This window comes from Sphingosinithalassobacter tenebrarum (genome assembly GCF_011057975.1).
GTDB classification, from domain to species: domain Bacteria; phylum Pseudomonadota; class Alphaproteobacteria; order Sphingomonadales; family Sphingomonadaceae; genus Sphingomonas; species Sphingomonas tenebrarum.
The window spans coordinates 415,661-432,965 of record NZ_CP049109.1 but is presented as its reverse complement, the minus strand read 5'-3'; the positions used below and the strand labels follow the sequence as shown (position 1 = coordinate 432,965).

At 66.5% G+C, this 17,305-nt stretch carries 21 protein-coding genes; 13 read left to right on the top strand and 8 right to left on the bottom strand.

Going from position 1 to position 17,305, the window contains the following annotated elements:
• Position 1: 1 nt before the first annotated feature.
• The 8 genes from G5C33_RS02205 to G5C33_RS02170 all read right to left on the bottom strand — a co-directional run bounded on the left by G5C33_RS02205 (position 2) and on the right by G5C33_RS02170 (position 6,445).
• Complete coding sequence (locus G5C33_RS02205) at positions 2-745, bottom strand: sigma-70 family RNA polymerase sigma factor (RefSeq protein WP_228275168.1); 744 nt, start codon at positions 743-745, stop codon at positions 2-4.
• A 29-nt stretch (positions 746-774) separates the two neighbouring features.
• The gene (flhA, locus tag G5C33_RS02200; protein WP_228275167.1) at positions 775-2,832 is read right to left on the bottom strand and encodes a flagellar biosynthesis protein FlhA; all 2,058 of its coding nucleotides are present in this window, start codon (positions 2,830-2,832) and stop codon (positions 775-777) included.
• Between the two features lie 31 nt (positions 2,833-2,863).
• Complete coding sequence (locus tag G5C33_RS02195) at positions 2,864-3,763, bottom strand: lytic transglycosylase domain-containing protein (protein WP_165325712.1); 900 nt, start codon at positions 3,761-3,763, stop codon at positions 2,864-2,866.
• 189 nt (positions 3,764-3,952) lie between these two features.
• Positions 3,953-4,264: a flagellar protein FlgN gene (locus tag G5C33_RS02190; protein ID WP_165325711.1), complete on the bottom strand. Its 312-nt coding sequence runs from the start codon at positions 4,262-4,264 to the stop codon at positions 3,953-3,955.
• Positions 4,251-4,550, bottom strand: a complete 300-nt coding sequence (locus tag G5C33_RS02185; RefSeq protein WP_165325710.1) for a flagellar biosynthesis anti-sigma factor FlgM — start codon at positions 4,548-4,550, stop codon at positions 4,251-4,253. The genes G5C33_RS02190 and G5C33_RS02185 overlap by 14 nt, the downstream gene beginning before the upstream one ends.
• A gap of 73 nt (positions 4,551-4,623) precedes the next feature.
• A complete protein-coding gene (locus G5C33_RS02180; RefSeq protein ID WP_228275166.1) occupies positions 4,624-5,172 on the bottom strand; it encodes a flagella basal body P-ring formation protein FlgA in 549 nt (182 codons plus the stop codon).
• 38 nt (positions 5,173-5,210) lie between these two features.
• Complete coding sequence (locus G5C33_RS02175) at positions 5,211-5,777, bottom strand: flagellar motor protein MotB (RefSeq protein ID WP_165325709.1); 567 nt, start codon at positions 5,775-5,777, stop codon at positions 5,211-5,213.
• Positions 5,774-6,445: a motility protein A gene (locus G5C33_RS02170; protein WP_165325708.1), complete on the bottom strand. Its 672-nt coding sequence runs from the start codon at positions 6,443-6,445 to the stop codon at positions 5,774-5,776. Before G5C33_RS02170 ends, G5C33_RS02175 begins: the two co-directional genes overlap by 4 nt.
• 211 nt (positions 6,446-6,656) lie before the next feature.
• Between G5C33_RS02170 and G5C33_RS02165 the strand changes: the two genes are divergently transcribed.
• The 13 genes from G5C33_RS02165 (at position 6,657) to G5C33_RS02105 (ending at position 17,294) form a co-directional block, all read left to right on the top strand.
• Positions 6,657-7,007, top strand: a complete 351-nt coding sequence (locus tag G5C33_RS02165) for a flagellar basal body rod protein FlgB (protein WP_165325707.1) — start codon at positions 6,657-6,659, stop codon at positions 7,005-7,007.
• A 3-nt stretch (positions 7,008-7,010) separates the two neighbouring features.
• On the top strand, positions 7,011-7,424 hold the full coding sequence (gene flgC / locus G5C33_RS02160; protein ID WP_165325706.1) for a flagellar basal body rod protein FlgC: 414 nt from the start codon (positions 7,011-7,013) through the stop codon (positions 7,422-7,424).
• A gap of 2 nt (positions 7,425-7,426) precedes the next feature.
• A complete protein-coding gene (locus G5C33_RS02155; RefSeq protein ID WP_165325705.1) occupies positions 7,427-8,116 on the top strand; it encodes a flagellar hook assembly protein FlgD in 690 nt (229 codons plus the stop codon).
• Between the two features lie 24 nt (positions 8,117-8,140).
• Positions 8,141-9,445: a flagellar hook protein FlgE gene (locus G5C33_RS02150; protein WP_165325704.1), complete on the top strand. Its 1,305-nt coding sequence runs from the start codon at positions 8,141-8,143 to the stop codon at positions 9,443-9,445.
• Between the two features lie 22 nt (positions 9,446-9,467).
• A complete protein-coding gene (gene flgF, locus G5C33_RS02145; protein ID WP_165325703.1) occupies positions 9,468-10,211 on the top strand; it encodes a flagellar basal-body rod protein FlgF in 744 nt (247 codons plus the stop codon).
• 13 nt (positions 10,212-10,224) lie between these two features.
• The gene (gene flgG, locus G5C33_RS02140; RefSeq protein WP_165325702.1) at positions 10,225-11,013 is read left to right on the top strand and encodes a flagellar basal-body rod protein FlgG; all 789 of its coding nucleotides are present in this window, start codon (positions 10,225-10,227) and stop codon (positions 11,011-11,013) included.
• Positions 10,994-11,713 (top strand): flagellar basal body L-ring protein FlgH, encoded by a 720-nt coding sequence (locus G5C33_RS02135; protein WP_165325701.1) that lies wholly within the window; start codon positions 10,994-10,996, stop codon positions 11,711-11,713. Before flgG ends, G5C33_RS02135 begins: the two co-directional genes overlap by 20 nt.
• Positions 11,714-11,715: 2 nt before the next feature.
• Positions 11,716-12,825, top strand: coding sequence for a flagellar basal body P-ring protein FlgI (locus G5C33_RS02130; RefSeq protein ID WP_165325700.1), 1,110 nt, complete (start codon positions 11,716-11,718; stop codon positions 12,823-12,825).
• Positions 12,825-13,187, top strand: a complete 363-nt coding sequence (locus tag G5C33_RS02125) for a rod-binding protein (RefSeq protein ID WP_165325699.1) — start codon at positions 12,825-12,827, stop codon at positions 13,185-13,187. The genes G5C33_RS02130 and G5C33_RS02125 overlap by 1 nt, the downstream gene beginning before the upstream one ends.
• Positions 13,184-14,518 (top strand): flagellar hook-associated protein FlgK, encoded by a 1,335-nt coding sequence (flgK, locus tag G5C33_RS02120; protein ID WP_165325698.1) that lies wholly within the window; start codon positions 13,184-13,186, stop codon positions 14,516-14,518. The genes G5C33_RS02125 and flgK overlap by 4 nt, the downstream gene beginning before the upstream one ends.
• A gap of 8 nt (positions 14,519-14,526) precedes the next feature.
• Positions 14,527-15,423 (top strand): flagellar hook-associated protein FlgL, encoded by an 897-nt coding sequence (flgL, locus tag G5C33_RS02115; RefSeq protein WP_165325697.1) that lies wholly within the window; start codon positions 14,527-14,529, stop codon positions 15,421-15,423.
• Positions 15,424-15,524: 101 nt separating this feature from the next.
• On the top strand, positions 15,525-16,388 hold the full coding sequence (gene motA, locus G5C33_RS02110) for a flagellar motor stator protein MotA (protein ID WP_165325696.1): 864 nt from the start codon (positions 15,525-15,527) through the stop codon (positions 16,386-16,388).
• Between the two features lie 3 nt (positions 16,389-16,391).
• Positions 16,392-17,294, top strand: a complete 903-nt coding sequence (locus G5C33_RS02105) for a flagellar motor protein MotB (RefSeq protein ID WP_165325695.1) — start codon at positions 16,392-16,394, stop codon at positions 17,292-17,294.
• Positions 17,295-17,305: the final 11 nt, after the last annotated feature.

Genomic DNA, 17,305 nt, shown 5'->3' with positions numbered 1-17,305 from the left:
GTCAGCCCATCCGCCGCGCCAGCCCCTTTTTCAGCCGCGCATGCGCGGCGCTCTTGATCTGGCAGACGCGCGCGGCGCCGACGCCGATCACCTGCCCGATCTCCTCGAGATTGAGTTCCTCGACATAATAGAGCTGGATCACCAGCTGCTCGCGCTCGGGCAGCTCGGATATCGCCGCGATCAGTGCCTCGCGCTGGTCGGCCTGCGCCAGCTGGTCGAAGGCGTCGGGCTCGTCGGACATGAACCAGGGCGCCTCATCCGAATAGACATCGTCGATCGAATCGAACCGCACCGCTTCGGCGGTCAGATATTCGGCGCGCAGCTTTTCCACGCTCACGCCGATCTTTTCGGCGACTTCCTCGTCGGTCGGCGCGCGATCGAGGTTGTCGGTCAGCGCCGCCACCGCGTCGTTATAGGCGCGCCGGCGCCGCATCGCGCCGCGCGTCGTGGTCGCCTGGCGCCGTAGCTCGTCGATCATTGCCCCGCGCAATCGCGTCGCGAGATATTGTTCGAACGTCACCTGCCCGCGATCCTCGAAGCCGTTGACCGCCTCGACCAGCGCGACCAGCCCGACCTGGATCAGATCCTCGACATCGACGAGCGCGCTCATCGTGCCGTGGATATGCCAGGCCATGCGCCGGACGAGCGGCAAGTGCCGCTGGACGAGCAGCTCGGCCTCGCGCTCGGGCGTGGACTTGCGCGAATAGGTTAGCGGAGACGCGGACTGGGCCGGAACAGCCGACATAGCGGGGGTTTTCCTCTGCGGTTGTGCGGTCATGCGGGCAATGCTCCCGGTGCGCCGATCACGGCGACGACTTCGACGGGCTTGTCTTCGGGAACCTCGAAGAAGCTCATTACCGGCGTGTCGGGCAATGCGGTGCGCACCAGCTTGCGGATGGCGATACGGATCGCCGGCTGGACGACGAGCGCGAAGGGCTTGGCCTCGGCGATCAGCGGTCCGGCGGCCTGGCTCAATGCATCGACGATACGACGGCCAAGATCGGGTTCGATCGCGTGGCTGCGCGACGTATCGCCCCGCAGCGCCTGACCGAGCAGCCCTTCGAGCTGCCCCTCGAGCGTCATCACGCGCAGCGGCTCGCGCACGCCGCACAGTTTCTGGATGATCAGCGGACCCAGCTCGGGGCGGATCAGCTCGATAATCTCCTCGGCGTCGAGCGTCTTCTGCGCGGCGACGGCGATGGCGGCGGCGATGCGGCGGAATTCCTTGAGCGGAATATTCTCCGCCAGCAACCCGCGCAGCACCTGGGTAAGCGTGGTGAGCGGCACCGGATTGGGGCTGAGCGACGCGACCAATTGCGCCGAACGCTCCTTGAGCCCGTCGAGCAGCGACTGGACCTCGTCGGGGCCGAGCAAATCGCTCGCGCTTTGCAGCAGGCACTGGTTGAGATGCGTCGCGACTACCGTGCCGGGATCGACCACCAGATAGCCCGCGCCGGTGGCGGCATCGGCATCGCCCGCCGCGATCCACACCGCGTCGAGCCCGAAAGTCGGGTCCTTCACCGTCTGGCCCGGCAGCTCGCCGACCGCCTGTCCGGTATCGAGCGCCAGCATCTCTTCGGGCGAGACGCTGTCCTCGCCGATCACGACGCCGCCGACGACGATGCGATAGGTGTACGGCCCCAGATTGATGTCGTCGCGCACGCGCACCTGCGGCACGACAAAGCCCAGTTCCTTGGAAAGCTGCCGCCGGACGCCGGTGATCCGGCCCATCAGCGGCCCGCCGCGCCGTTCGTCGACCAGCGGCACCAGGCCATAGCCGATATCGAGCATCACCTGCATGTTGTCAGTGACTTCCTCCCAGCCGATCTTCGAAAGATCGGTCGGTTCCTCGACCACCGGCTCGGCCGGAGGCGGCAGTTTGGAAATGCGGTAGAGCCGCCAGGCCGCATAGCCCGCCCCGGCCGCCAGCGGCAGAATCACGAAATGCGGCATGCCCGGCATCAGCCCGAGCAGGCCGAGGATGATCGCCACCGGGGTCCAGGTGCGGTGGCTGCCGAACTGCGTGCCGATCTGACCGGCAAGATCGTGGTTCGACGTCACGCGCGTGACGATCGCCGCAGCGGCGATCGAAAGCAGCAGCGACGGGATCTGCGCGACCAGCGCGTCACCGATCGAAAGCAGCACATAGGTATGCGCCGCGTCGCCCACGTCCATGCCGTGCGAAACGGTGCCGAGGATCAGGCCGCCGATGATGTTGATGCCGAGGATCAGCAGCCCGGCGATCGCATCGCCCTTCACGAATTTCGACGAACCGTCCATCGCGCCGTAGAAATCGGCTTCGGTGGCGACTTCGCTGCGCCGCGCGCGCGCTTCGTCGGGCGTGATCAGCCCGGCATTGAGATCGGCGTCGATCGCCATCTGCTTGCCGGGCAGTGCGTCGAGCGTGAAGCGTGCCGACACTTCGGACACGCGCCCCGCGCCCTTGGTCACCACGATCATGTTGATGATGATCAGGATCGCGAAAACGAACAGCCCGACGACATAGTCGCCGCCGATCAGGAAGCTGCCGAATGCCTGGATCACCTGGCCCGCGGCGTCTTCCCCGGTATGGCCGTTGACCAGCACGACGCGCGTCGACGCGACGTTGAGGCCGAGCCGGAACAGAGTCGCGAACAGCAGCACCGTCGGGAAAGCCGAGAAGTCGAGCGGCTTCTGCGCGTTCAGCGCCACCATCAGCACGGCAAGGCTGATCATGATGTTGGTGACGAAGAATACATCGAGCAGGAACGCCGGGATCGGCAGCACCATCAGCACGACGAGCATCAATATCGCCAGCGGCAATGCGAAGTTACGCAGCGAAGGCAGGAACATACGCGGGGAAATACTCAAGGCTTGCATTCGGTCAGGCCCCCAGGCTCGCCAGCATCAGATAGGCGAGACGTGCAGTGTCGGGCGTCGGTCGCAGCGGATCGACGCGCAGGTTGGTCGGATAGGTGGTCGAGTTGCCGCCGGCGGTGGGTATCGCGGCGTTGCCGGGCGTGATCCCGAAGCGATCGAGCGTCGTCTGGACCCAGGCGTCCTCGCCCGCGCCCGCTCCGTTGCCGTAGATCACTGCCCCGCCGCCGGCGAGCTGCTGCTCCGGCATGGCGAAGGGCGCGGACGCCGAGCCGGCGCCGCCGACCGCCGCAACACCGCGATCGAGCTTTTCGGAAAAGCGTGAATAGATTTGCGCGAGCGTACGCGGCTGACCGTTCGAAGCATAGAAGATGTTGCGATTGGCGCGCGCGGCGGCGGGAAACATCGCCGCGCCCGCGCGATCGGGCGAAGCGTCCATCGCGGTCAGGAAATTGCGCGCACCGCCCAGCCCCAGGAAATGCGCCATATAAAGGTCGGTGCCGGTCACCGGACGATCGAGCGCGCCTTCCAGCGCCGCCTTGTTGTCGGCGGCATGTTCGGCCGCCATCAGCGATGCGGCCTGCGGATCGTTGCGCAAGTCGAGGATCGCCTGCCGCGTTGCGCCGTCGGCGACCGTGAAACGGCCATTGGCATTCTGGCGGATCGAATCGGCGGCCCAGCCGAGCCCGTGCTCCGCGCCATGCTGCTTGACCACGCCCAGCCAGCTCTGCTCGATAAACTGGTAGAGGCCCGACGCGCTGGACGTCGGCGCGCGCGCATCGGGGCGCATCCCGCTTTCGACCTGCGCCTGGCCGAGCAGATAGGAGAAGTCGACGCCCGTCCGGCGGCTCGCATGCGCGATCGCCTTCTGTACGTTCGTGACATTTCCGACCGAAGCGATGTTCATCGATCCCTGACCCCAGTGACTGGTTCAGGGGAATATCAGCAAGGATCGTGCCAGATTATCGGATTGCTCTCACAACCGTGCGCTCAGAGCTTTTCGAAGCGCGGTTCTGCTTTTCAGAAGCGGCGGAGAAAGGGAAATGCGGCACTTCGACAGGCGCAGTGCCAACGGCTGTGATAGCCGGAAGGGCGCTCAGCCCGTATAGGCCGCGCCCGGGCCATAGGCCGGGTTTGCCGCACCGGAAAGAATTTGCAGGCGGCGGCGAACATTTGCCGCCATCAGATTGACGTAGATGCGGCAGGTTTCGTTGAGGCGGTGCGCCTCGCTCGCCAGTTCGCGGATTTCCGCGTCGGCGGGCTCGTGATCGTGGCGCGCGGCGGCCTCGATACCGATCTGCTTCGCCTTGGTCGCGGCTTCCAGCGCGCCGACATCGCTTGATTTCAGCGCGGCGATTTCGGCGTGGAGCGCCTCGATCACGGCAATCAGTGCGTCACGCCTGTTCATTGGGATCCCAATCCATTTTGAGCGCCAGCAGCCGGTCTGCGATCGTCGAAGGGACGAGCGGGAATTTCCCGCTTTCCACCGCGCGACGGATTTCGGCGACACGTTCGGAATCGACCGGCGCCTTCGATGCCATCGCGCGCGAAAGCAGCTCGGCCTCGGGCGCGTCCGCCGGTTCGCTTTCGCGACCGGCAACCGATCGCGCCGCCGCCACGGGCTCGGCAGGGCCGACCGGCGCAGACAGCCGGCCGATCGCCGCTCCGTTCTTGATGCCGATGGGATCCACCATGTCCGCAGCCCTCATCCAGTTACATGTCGTCACAGCCATGAACGGCAGCGTACGACGCGACTTTAGCGAAAAATTATCGCGACCATCCCGGCAATGTCGCACGGCCGCTTTCCAGCGCGACTGCCTGGATCGGCGGCTTGCGCTCCTCGACCCGGACGAGCAGCCGCTCGCCGGGCTTGGCGTCGCCCATCGCGATTCCATCGCGCGAGATCGAAAAGCCCGGCGCACCGACTTCGATCGTGATCGGATCGCCGCGACGGATCACCGGCTCGGCCGGAGGCGGCGGCGCGGCCGGGGCAGCAGCGGCGGCAGTTGCGACCGCCGGTTCCGCCGCGGCCTGCGGCATCGCATTGACGGGAACGAAGATGCGCCACGTCGGCGCCATGCAGCGCACCACCACCGCTTCCTGCCGATCGGTGCGCCAGCTGAGCTGCGGCGCAGCGCAGGCGGCAAGGCGCAGCCGGCCGTCGACGGCGGCGCGCGCGCCGCCCGGCTGGCCGATATCGCTGCCGGTGAATTGCGCGACGATCGTATCGAGCGTCTGCGTCGACTGATAGTCCTGCGCTGCGGCGGGTGCCGCCGCGATCAGGGCCGGAAGCGTGAACATGAGCAGCCGGTTCATGGCTTTCTTCTCCTCGGGAAGATGGTTCGTCATCGGTTTCAGCAAGCTTCGTGCCGGTTGCCCGGCGCGGTACAATTCGATGGCTGCGCGGCCCCGCTGTCAGCGCCGGCATAGGCCAGTGTGGCGATCACGCGGCGGCGCCCCTCCCCGGTCGCAAGCGCGATCCGTTCGGGCGGCACCGCGCCGCTGCGCACCAGCAGCACCGCGACCGCGCGGGCACGATCGGCGGCAAGGATCGCGGCGCTGCCGGTCTCGCGATCGACATCGGCGGGGCTGCCGTCGGTTTCGCCGGTAACGGTCAGCCGCGTGCGCGGATCGCGCGCGGCTTCGCGGGCCCAGGCGATCAGCGGCGCGGTTTCCACCGGCGCGGCCGATCCCGGCGCGAACCCCACCGCCGCGGCGATGGCGACGGGCATTTCCTCGTGCGCCTGCGGACCGTCGAACGCTTCGCGCATGCCCGCCGCCATCGCGCCGCCGTCGAGCGACTGATTGGCGTGGAGAAAGACGAAAAAGCCGACGAGCAACAGCCCGAGATCGGCGAGCGTCGTCAGCCAGACCGGGCGCCCCTGCGGTGCCGTGTCTTCGAGAGTCGCGGCGATGGTCATGCCGCCGCCTCGCGCCAGGTCGCACGGCGCGGCGGCTCGATCGCGGCGAGTTCGGCAAGCGGCGCCACCAGCCGCTCGCGCTCGCGCGCTTCCTGCCCGGCGCGGCGCCGCAACCGCGCGGCGATCGGCTGGGCCACCAGATTCGCGAGGATCGCGCCGTACAGCGTGGTCAGCAGCGCCACGGCCATCGCCCCGCCGATCGCATCGGGGTCGTTCATCGTCGCGAACATCTTCACCAGCCCGACCAGCGTGCCGATCATTCCCATCGCCGGCGCCGCTTCGGCCGCCCCGGTCCACAGATCGGCGGCGCCGCGATGCCGCTCGGCGCGTTCGACCGCACGAAAATGCAGGAGGTCGCGAACCTCGTCCGGCGTCGCGCCGTCCACGATCGCGGCGGCGGCGGCGGCAATATCGGGATCGGCGATCACTGCCTTGTCGAGTGCGATCGCACCGTGTCGCCGTACGATCCGCCCAAGCGCGGTGATCTGCGCAAGCCCCGGATCGGCGCGGAAGCGGCGGCGCGGCAGCACGCGCAGCGCCGATATCCCGCGCATCGCGTCGCGAAACGGCGTGCGCAGGAACATGGCGAGCAAGGTGCCCCCGCCGACCAGGGCGAGTGCGAGCGGATCGAGAAAGGGCGCAAGCTGCGCGGCGGCTGTCGTTTCCATGCCCGCAGGATTGCAAGCGCCGCGCCAATTGCCGTTGCCGGGCGGTTCGGCAAGCCCCGCCCGGCGGGGACGGCAGCGGCTTGCCGCCGCCCGGCAAGATCTTGCCGCCTGCCCGGCAATTCCCGCCCGAATGCAGCTTTTCCGGCGCCCTCCCCGGAATTGGCACGCCCCTTGCTGAGATGGGCGCGAGTTTTTGTGCGGGAGAAGCACGATGGCAAATGACGGTCTCTTCGGTGTGCATGGAGCAGCGCTTGCGGTGCGCTCGCAGCGCATGGGCGTGCTCGCGTCGAACATCGCGAATGCATCGACCCCGGGATACAAGGCACGCGACATCGATTTCGGCGCCGCGATGCGCACGATCGAAGCCGGCGGCACCAGCCAGGCCGCGATCGGCCAGGCGACGCTTTACCGCGTGCCGCTGCAGCCTTCGCAAGACGGCAACACTGTCGAACTTGCCGCCGAACAGACCGCCTTCGCCGAAAACGCCGTCGCCTATCAGACGACGCTGTCGTTCCTGAACGGCCGGATCGGCACCATCACGCGCGCATTGCGGGGAGAATAAGCCATGAACGGCCAGCCGCTTTCGATTTTCCAGATTTCGGGCCGGGCGATGTCCGCCCAGCTCGTCCGGCTCAACACCACTGCGTCGAACCTGGCCAATGCCGGGACGGTCGCCTCGACTCCGGGCGAGGCCTATCGCCCGATCAAGCCGGTGTTCCGCACCCATTTCGACGATGCCTCCGTCGGCGTGGCCACGGTGGACGTCGAACAGGTGGTCACTGCCGGTGCCGAACCCAAGAAGCGCTACGATCCCGGCAATCCGCTCGCCGATGCCGACGGCAATGTCTGGGAAAGCGGCGTCGATGAAAGCGCGGAGCTGATCGACATGATGGAAACCGCACGCAATTATCAGAACAATGTCGAAGTGCTTCAGACCGCCAAGGATCTGATTCTCAAGACGATCAGGATGGGGTCCTGATCATGACCGGGGCATTCGACAACACGCTCTCCAGCCTGGGCATCAACCGCTACGGCACAAGCGACGGGCCGGTGGCCAATGCCGGCAGCAACGCTTCGATGGGCCAGGAAGATTTCCTGACGCTGATGACCGCGCAGCTGAAGAACCAGGATCCGTTCAAGCCGATGGACAACAACCAGATGGTTGCCCAGATGGCGCAGTTCTCCAGCCTTTCCGGCATTACCGAAATGAATGCCACGCTGAGCTCGATCGCGCAGAAGCTCGGCGCGACCTCGACGTCGGATGTGCTTTCCTGGGTCGGGTCGAGCGTACTCACGCAGAACGACATCGCCTATCCGCGCACCGACGGGACGCTGGGCGGATCGATCCTGCTCGGCGAGGACGCGACCGATGTGACGGTAAAGATCGCCAATGCCGATGGCGAGATCCTCAAGACGGTGTCGCTTGGCCCGCAGGAGGCCGGCAATCTCGATTTCGAATGGGACGGCACCACCGACAACGGCGATGCGCCGGGCAGCGGCCCGTTCACGATCAGCGTCGATGCGCTCGACGCCAACGGCAACTCCGTTTCGGCACAGACTCTGGTCTGGTCGTCGGTGACTTCGGTGTCGTTCGATCAGAATGGCGACCCGATCCTCAATCTGCCCGGCATCGGCCGGGTCTCGCCCGCCGACGTCCTCAAGGTCGGCTGAACCCGCTTTTCAAGGAGCTGAACTATGTCCTTCTACACGTCGCTGAGCGGGCTTCAGGCCGCGCAAACCAACATGGGCACGATTTCGCACAACCTGGCGAACGTCTCGACCAACGGCTTCAAGCGTTCGACCACGCAGTTTTCGGACGTGATCGCATCGACCGCCAGCTCGAACCCGAATCAGATCAGCGGTTCGGGCACGGTCGTCAAATCGATCCGCCAGCAATTCAGCGCGGGCGGCTATGCCCAGTCGACTTCGTCGCTCGATCTCGCCATCGCCGGTGACGGCTTCTTCGCGGTCAAATCGGCTGGCGACGACGTGATGTTCACGCGCAACGGCAGCTTCTCGGTCGACAGCGACCGCAACGTCGTCGATTCGCAGGGCAACAAGCTGCAGGTCTATCCGGTCGACGGATCGGGCACGGTCGTCGCGACCGGCCTCGATTCCACCATCCCGCTGCGCGTCCCGCAGACGAGCGGTTCGCCGCAGGCCACCGAGAATGTCGCGCTGACGCTCAATCTTTCGGCCAATTCGCCGATCCCGGCCGAAAGCGCGGCGTTCGACGCAGAAAACCCCTATGCCTTCGATCGCTTCGACCCGGCGACGTACAACCAGTCGACGCAGACAACGATCTATGATGCCAGCGGCAATGCGCTGACGATGACCAACTATTTCGTCCGCAACACCGCGGCCGAGGGCGATAGCGGCACCAGCAGCTGGAGCGTCTATTCCTTTGTCGGCGATCAGCAGCTGAGCACGGGCAGCGCGCCCGAAGGCGGCGCGGCGCCGATGACGCTCGAATTCGACGCCACGGGTAACATGCTGTCGCCGACCGATGCGGTATCCTTCGCCGGTTTCACGCCGCCGGGATCGACCAGCCAACAGCCGCTGACGCTCGATTTCGGATCGGCGACGACGCAGCTCAGCTCACCCTTCGCGGTCAGCTCGCGCAGCCAGGATGGCGCCGCCGTCGGCCAGTTCGAAGGAATCACCATCGGCGAGAACGGCACTGTCACCGCCAGCTTCTCCAACGGCGACACCCAGCCGCTGGGCAAGGTGGTGCTGGCCAATTTCACCAATCCCTCGGGCCTGCGCCAGCTGGGCGATTCGACCTGGGCCTCGACCGGCATTTCGGGCGAGGCGCGTCTCGGCGAAGCCGGCAGCAACGGCTTCGGCTCGCTGATGACCGGTGCGATCGAACAGTCGAACGTCGACATCACCGAGGAGCTGGTGAACCTGATCGCGGCGCAGCAGAATTTCCAGGCGAACGCCAAGGCGCTCGATACCGCCAACCAGATCTCGCAGACCATCTTCAACATCCGCGGCTAAGCCCGCGGGGAAGGATCACGGCATGGACCGGCTCGTCTACACCGCGCTTTCGGGCCTGCGCAGCCAGATGCAGGCGCAGGCGGCGATCGCGAACAACATCGCGAACGCATCGACCATCGGCTATCGCGCCGACCGGGTCTCGTTCGACCGCATGATGCTGACCGGATCGGGGTTCGATACGCGCCAGATGGCGTCGACCAGCGTCCACGACGCCGATCGCGGCGCCGGCGCGATGCTGCAGACGGACAATCCGCTCGACATCGCCGTGACCACCGACAGCTGGATCGCGGTGCAGTCGGCGAGCGGCCCGGAAGCCTATACGCGGCGCGGCGACCTTTCGGTCGCGCCGTCCGGCGTGCTGGAAACCGGAGACGGTTTCCCGGTGATGGGGTCGGGGGGCCCCATCACCGTGCCGCCGCATGAATCGATCAGCATTTCCGGCGACGGCACCGTTTCGATCGTGCCGCCCGGCGGCGATCCCGATCAGCCGCAGGAAATCGACAAGATCAAGCTGGTCAGCACGCAGGGTTCGGACACGGTCAAGGGGCTCGACAACCTGCTCCATGTCCGCGGCGGCGGCGTGTTGCCCGAAGACATGGAAGCCGGCGTGCGTTCGGGCGCGCTCGAACAATCCAACGTCAATCTGACGCAGGCGCTGGTCGACATGATCGAGAACCAGCGCGCTTACGAGGTTCAGGCGAACCTCCTCAAGGAAGCCAAGAAAATGGACGAGCAGACCGCATCGCTGATGCGGATGCCGGGCTAAGGAGTTTTACCAAATGGGTTCTGCAGCACTGCACATCGCCCGCACCGGGCTCGACGCCCAGGACATGCGGATGCGCGTGATCTCGAACAACCTGGCGAACGTCAACACCACGGCCTACAAGCGCGATCGCGCGTCGTTTCAGACGCTCGCCTATCAGGTGGTGACTGCGCCCGGCGCATCGAGCACCGCCGAAACGCAATATGCCACCGGCATCAATCTGGGCACCGGCGTGCGCGTTCAGGGAACGGCGCGGATCGACACCCAGGGCGAATTCCAGACCACCGGCAACGCGCTGGATATCGCGCTCGACGGCAATGGCTATTTCCAGGTGCAAATGCCCGGCGACCAGATGGGCTATACGCGCGCCGGCAATTTCTCGCGCAGCGCCGAGGGGCTTCTGGTCACGTCCGAAGGCTATCAGGTGATGCCCGGCGTCACCATTCCCGAAACCGCGACATCGATCACCATCGGCACCGACGGCACCGTTTCGGCGACGCTGGCCGGCGAAACCGAATCGACCGACCTGGGTCAGATCCAGATCGCCAGCTTCCCAAATTCGGCCGGGCTTCGCGCGGTCGGCGACAACTATCTTGTCGAAAGCGCCGCATCGGGCGTCGCCAGCCTCGGCGTTCCGGGGGAACAGGGCCGCGGCGCGCTGCGCCAGGGCATGCTCGAAGGGTCGAACGTCAATGTCGTCCAGGAACTGGTCGACATGATCGAAACCCAGCGTGCCTATGAGGTTAATTCCAAGATGATCTCCGCAACCGACGAGATGCTGCAATATGTCAACCAGAACATCTGACGCGCGGATCGCCCGGTTCATGGCCGGGCTCGCCACGGGCGCGGTCGCGGTGCTCATCGTCGCCGCCTCCGCCTCGCCCGCCGACGCCCAGCGCCGCGACGACGATCGCGAGCAGAGCCGCGACTATGCGCCCTCGGCGCCGGTCGCGCCGATGCCCGCCGCCGCCAATGGCGGCATCTTTCAGGCGAGCCAGGGCTATGCCGCGCTGTACGAAGGCAACCGCGCCCGCCGTGTCGGCGATCCGGTGACGATCGTGCTGGTCGAACGGACGCAGGCGACCAAGACGCAAGGCACCGATTACGACAGCTCGGGCGGCTTTTCGATCCTGCCGCCGACCACCGGCGCATTGTCGCTGTTCAGCGCCACCGACGCGACGGTCAGCAGCAATCGCGGCTTCAACGGCGGCGGCACCGCCAGCCAGGCGAACCAGCTTTCGGGCGAAATCACCGTCACCATCGCCGAAGTCTATGGCAACGGCACGATGCTGGTGCGCGGCGAAAAGCGGCTGACGCTCAATCGCGGCGACGAATTCGTCCAGATCAGCGGCATCATCCGCCCGTCCGATGTCGACCCCTATAACCGGGTCGCCTCGACGCGCGTCGCCGATGCCCGGATTTCCTACACCGGCAAGGGCGATCTCGCCCGGTCGAGCCGTCAGGGCTGGCTGAGCCGATTCTTCCAGATCATCAGCCCCTTCTGACGATGGAGCAGCGCGCCATGACACGCATTCTTCTTGCCCTTCTCGCCCTGTTCGTCGCGGTACAGCCTGCCGCCGCGCAGCGGGTGAAGGATCTCGGTGGCTTCCAGGGCATCCGTTCGAACCAGCTCACCGGCTACGGCATCGTGGTCGGACTGCCGGGCACGGGCGACGACAATCTGGAATATACCGTGCAATCGATGCGCGGCGTCGCCTCGCGCTTCGGGCTCGAACTGCCTGCCGGCGTCAATCCGGCGCTGAAGAATGCGGCCGCGGTGCTGATCACCGCCGAACTTCCCGCCTTCGCCAAGCCGGGCCAGCGACTCGACGTCACCGTTTCGGCGCTGGGCAAGGCCAAGAGCCTGCGCGGCGGCACGCTCGTCCTCACACCGCTGCTCGGCGCGGACGGCAACATCTATGCGATGGCGCAGGGCAGCCTCGTCGTCGGCGGCCTCAGCGCCGACGGCCGCGACGGATCGTCGGTGGTGGTCAACATTCCCTCCACCGGGCGCATCCCCGAAGGCGCCAGCGTCGAGCGGACGGTCGACACCGGTTTCGCCACCGCGCCCTATCTGACCTTCAATCTGTCACGCGCCGATTTCACCACCGCGCAGCATGTCGCCGATGCGATCAACCTGCATTTCGGCGACAATCGCGCCCGCGCGGTCGATGCCGTGTCGGTCGCGGTGCTCGCGTCGCCCGGCGCCGACCTCCGCTCGGCCCTGATCAGCGAGATCGAGAATTTGCCGGTTCAGTCCGCAGAGGCTCCTGCCCGCGTGATCATCAATGCGCGCACCGGCACGGTCGTCATCAATTCGGCGGTGCGCGTGCGCCCGGCGGCGGTGTCGCACGGCAAGCTCACGGTGCGGATCGACGAGGCGCCGCGCGTCAGCCAGCCCGCACCGTTCAGCCGCGGCCGCACCACCACCGAGGAACAGAGCGGCGTCGGCGTGGTCGAGGAACGCCGCCCGATGTTCATGATCGACGGCGGCGCCAACTTGGCAGACATCGTCAAGGCCGTGAACGCGATCGGCGCGTCTCCCGGCGACCTGGTGGCGATCCTCCAGGCGCTGAAGGAAGCCGGTGCGCTCGACGCCGAACTGGTGATCCTGTGATGACCGGCCCGACGCTGAACCCCGCCGCGCTGACCGGCACTGCCGCGGGCACCGCGAACGACAGCTCGCGTCTTGCCAACCATGAGAATCTGGAAGCCGCCGGCCAGCGGTTCGAAGCCATCTTCACCAAGATGATGCTCAGCTCGATGCGCAAGGCGAGCCTTGGCGAAGGGCTGTTCGACAGCAAGGCGCTCGACCAGTTTCGCGACATGCAGGACGATCAGCTGGCCAAATCGATGGCAGTCAACGCACCGATGGGGATCGGCGAAGCGATGACCAGCTTCCTTGCCGGCGGCGGCGGCGCCACGCCGATCGCCGCGCCCGATGCCGTCGACAGCACTGATCCGAAAGGCGGCGCATGAGCGACCTGCTTTCCATCGGGGCCAGCGGCATCCGTGCCTATCAGTCGGCGATCGCGACCACGTCGGACAATATCGCCAATGCCGGCAATGAAGGCTATACGCGCCGCACCACCGAAATGCGCGAAGTCGTCACGACCTCATCGCTGCGCTCCAATGGCGGCAGCGGCGTTGTCGTCACCGGCGTTTCGCGGATGGGCGACGATGCGCGCGCCGACGCGGTCCGCAGCGCAAGCGCCGATCTTGCCCGCACCGAAACCAGTGCGACCTGGCTGGGGCGGATCGAAAACGCGCTCAACGACAACGGCCTTTCGGATCAGCTGACCGCCTTCTTCAATTCTGCCAAGAGCGTCGCCGCCGATCCTTCGGCAACCGCGCCGCGCGCGATCATGCTCGAATCAGCCGCCTCGCTTGCCAGCGCCTTCACCGCGACCAGCAAGGCGCTCGACGGCGCCGCGAGCGATCTCGATGCCAGCGCGGAAGCCGCGGTTTCGCAGCTCAACCAGCTCGCCGCCGGACTGGCCAAGGTCAATGCCGGGCTTTCGCGCGCGCCGGCGAACAGCGCGGGCCAGGCGACGCTGCTCGATCAGCGCGACGGCCTGCTCGAACAGATGAGCGCGCTCACCGACGTCACCGTGACGCTCGACGATTTCGGCCGCGCCAATGTCCTGGCGGGCGGCCGCGACGGGCCGATGCTGGTGCAGGGCGATACGCACGGCGCAGTCACCTATCTGCGTAACGAGGAAGGCGCGGTTTCGCTTGCCGTGCACGGCAAGGACGGCACGCGCACCATGATGGCGAGCGGCGGCACGCTGGGCGGCGCGATCGAAGGCGCACAGCGCATCGCCAATGCCCGTACCGAGCTCGATGCGATCGCAGCGGCAGTGGTGGACGGCGTCAACGACGTTCAGGCACAGGGCGAAGGGCTGGACGGCCGGCCCGGCGCGCCGATCTTCGCCGCGGGCGATCCGCCTGCCGAGCTTTCGCTGGTGCTGAGCGACCCGCGCGGGATCGCCGCGGCGCTGCCCGGTGGCGGCTCGCGCGACAACGGCAATCTCGCCAATCTCGAATCGCTGCGCGGAACGAGCAATGTCGAAGGACGGCTGGGCGACGCAATCACGGCCAATGCGACCGCACTGACCGCGCGCCGCACCGTCGCCGACGCGCAGACCGCCATCCGCGACACCGCCGTCGCATCGCGCGATTCGCTGAGCGGCGTCAATCTCGACGAGGAAGCGGTCGATCTGATGCGCTTCCAGCAGGCCTATCAGGCGTCGAGCCGTATCATCCAGGTGGCGCGCGAAACGCTGCAGTCCATCCTCAACATCCAGTGAGCCCGGCCATGCGCATTTCGACCAACCAGCTTTACAGCCGCGCGACGGGCCAGATCAACGGCCTGTCGATGGATGCGAACAGGCTGCAGACGCAGATCGCGACCAACAAGCGTGTCGAAGCGCCGTCGGACGACGCCACGGCTTGGCGCCGCATCCAGTCGCTCAACCGCGACGACGCCATCGGCAAGGCGGATGCCGCCAATGTCGATCTTGCGCAGACGCTGCTCGGCGAAACCGATATCGCGCTCGGCAGCGCCGAAACCCAGCTTCAGCGCGCGCAGGAGCTCGCGATCCAGGCAGCGACCACCACGCTCAACGCAAGCGACCGCGCGGCGATCGCCAGCGAACTGGACGGCATTGTCGACGAGCTTCTCTCGCTTGCCAATCAGAGCGACGTGCGCGGCCAGCCGCTGTTCGGGGGCGCCACCGGTGACACGGCCTTCGTGAAGGCCGCCGATGGCAGCATCGCCTTTGCCGGATCAGGCGAACCCGCCGCGATCCCGTTCGGCAATGGTGACAGCGTGCACGCCACCGTGAGCGGCGAACGCGTGTTCGGCAGCGGAAGCGCGGGCGGCGGCGCGTTCGGCGCGCTGGCTTCGCTGTCGGCGGCGCTACAGGTCGGCGATGTCGATGCGATCGGCATGGCGAGCGATGCGATCGGCGGCGCACTCGATACCATCGGGGCGACGCGCTCCTCGGTCGGCGCGCGCGCCATCCGGCTCGATTACACGCTCGAACGGCTCGATACCGCCGCCACGACGCGCGCGGAAAGCCGCAGCGCGCTCGAGGAAGTCGACATGACCGCCGCGATCACCGAGCTGCAGAAAACGCTGACCGTGCTCGATGCCACGCAATCGAGCTTCAGCCAGCTCACATCGCTGTCGCTGTTCGATTATCTGCGGTGATTTTTGCGCAGGTAACCATTTTCTCCGCAAGTTTGACCGATGCCTGCCGTTCACTCTGAAGAAGCCGCTGTCAGGCCAATAGGGGGGATAGTGATAGCACCATGTTTCCGCTGATCGGTCTCATCGTTCTGCTCGTCATGGTCTTCGGGGGCTTCGCGCTCACCGGCGGCGCGCTCGGGCCTGTCATGCACGCGCTGCCGCACGAAATGCTGATCATCGGCGGCGCCGCGGTCGGCGCGCTGATCATCGGCAATTCGATGAAGGAGCTGAAGGCGCTGGGCGGCGGCGTGGTAAAGGTCATCAAGGGGCCGAAATACCGCAAGCAGGACTATCTCGACACCATCTTCCTGGTGTCCAAGCTGATGAAGATGCTGCGCACCGAAGGGCCGATCGCGCTCGAACCGCATGTCGAGGATCCGCAGTCCTCCGCCATCTTCGCCGAATATCCCCGGCTGCTCGCCGACAAGACGCTGGTCAATCTGATCGCCGACACGCTGCGGCTGGTGGTCGTATCCTCGGGCACGCTCGACGTGCACGCGGTAGAGGAAGTGATGGATAACACCATCAAGACGCATCACCACGAAGTGCAGGGCCCGCAGGCGACGCTGCAGTCGCTGTCCGATGCGCTGCCCGCGCTGGGCATCGTCGCCGCCGTGCTCGGCGTGGTGAAGACGATGGGATCGATCGACAAGCCGCCGAGCATCCTTGGCGGGATGATCGGATCGGCGCTGGTCGGCACCTTTCTGGGCGTGCTGCTCGCATACGGCATCGTCGGCCCGCTCGCGACGCGGCTGCAGCAGGTGATCGACGCCGATGCCGCCATCTATCACACGGTGAAACAGATCATCATCGCCTCGCTCCACGGCCATCCCCAGCCGCTGGTCATCGAAGCCGCGCGGTCGGGCATCGCCCATTCGAACCAGCCGGCGTTCGGCGAAGTGTTCGACGGGCTGCGCGGGAGGTAAATCATGGCCGCTCGCGCGCCGCACGGATCGAACCAGCCCAAGATCATCGTCAAGAAGATCGTCGAGGAAGGTCATGGCGGCCATCACGGCGGCGCGTGGAAAGTCGCCTATGCCGACTTCGTGACTGCCATGATGGCGTTCTTCCTGCTGATGTGGCTGCTCGGCGCGACGACCGAGAAACAGCGCAAGGCGCTGGCCGACTATTTCGCCCCGACGCTGATCGAACTGAAGCAGAACAGCGCGGGTTCGAACGGGCTGTTCGGCGGCGAAAGCGTGATCGACAAGGACAATTACCCGCACAAGGCGGCGCAGACGGGCACCCGCTCGCTGACCATTCCCGCCGATGCCAGCGGCGGCATCAAGGTGGGCACCGCCGATCGCGGTTCGCTGCGCAGCCGCGAATCGATGGCACGCGAGGATCAGCGCAATTTCGAGGCGATGCAGCGCGAGCTTTCGCGCAAGATCCGCAGCTCGCCCCAGCTTGCCGGGCTTTCCGAGCATGTCCGCTTCGTCCAGACGCGCGACGGGATGCGGATCGACCTGATGGACGACGCCGATTATTCAATGTTCGACAGCGGCACGACCGCGCTGGTCGTCAGCGCCGATTCGCTGGTCGGCATGGTCGCCGATGCGATCGAGACGCTGCCCAATCCGATCATGATCCGCGGCCATACCGACAGCGTGCCCTATGGCGATCCGCTGCGGATGAACAACTGGATGCTGTCGAGCGGCCGCGCCGAAGCGACCCGCCGCAGGCTCGCGGCGGGCGGTGTCGACGAAGCGCGCTTCTCGCGGATCGAGGGGGTGGCGGATCGCGAGCCGATCATCCGCGAAAACCCTGCCGATCCGCGCAATCGCCGCGTCGCGATCACGCTGCTCTATCGCCCCGGCGAGTTCGGCGAATAGGCGGTCGGCCG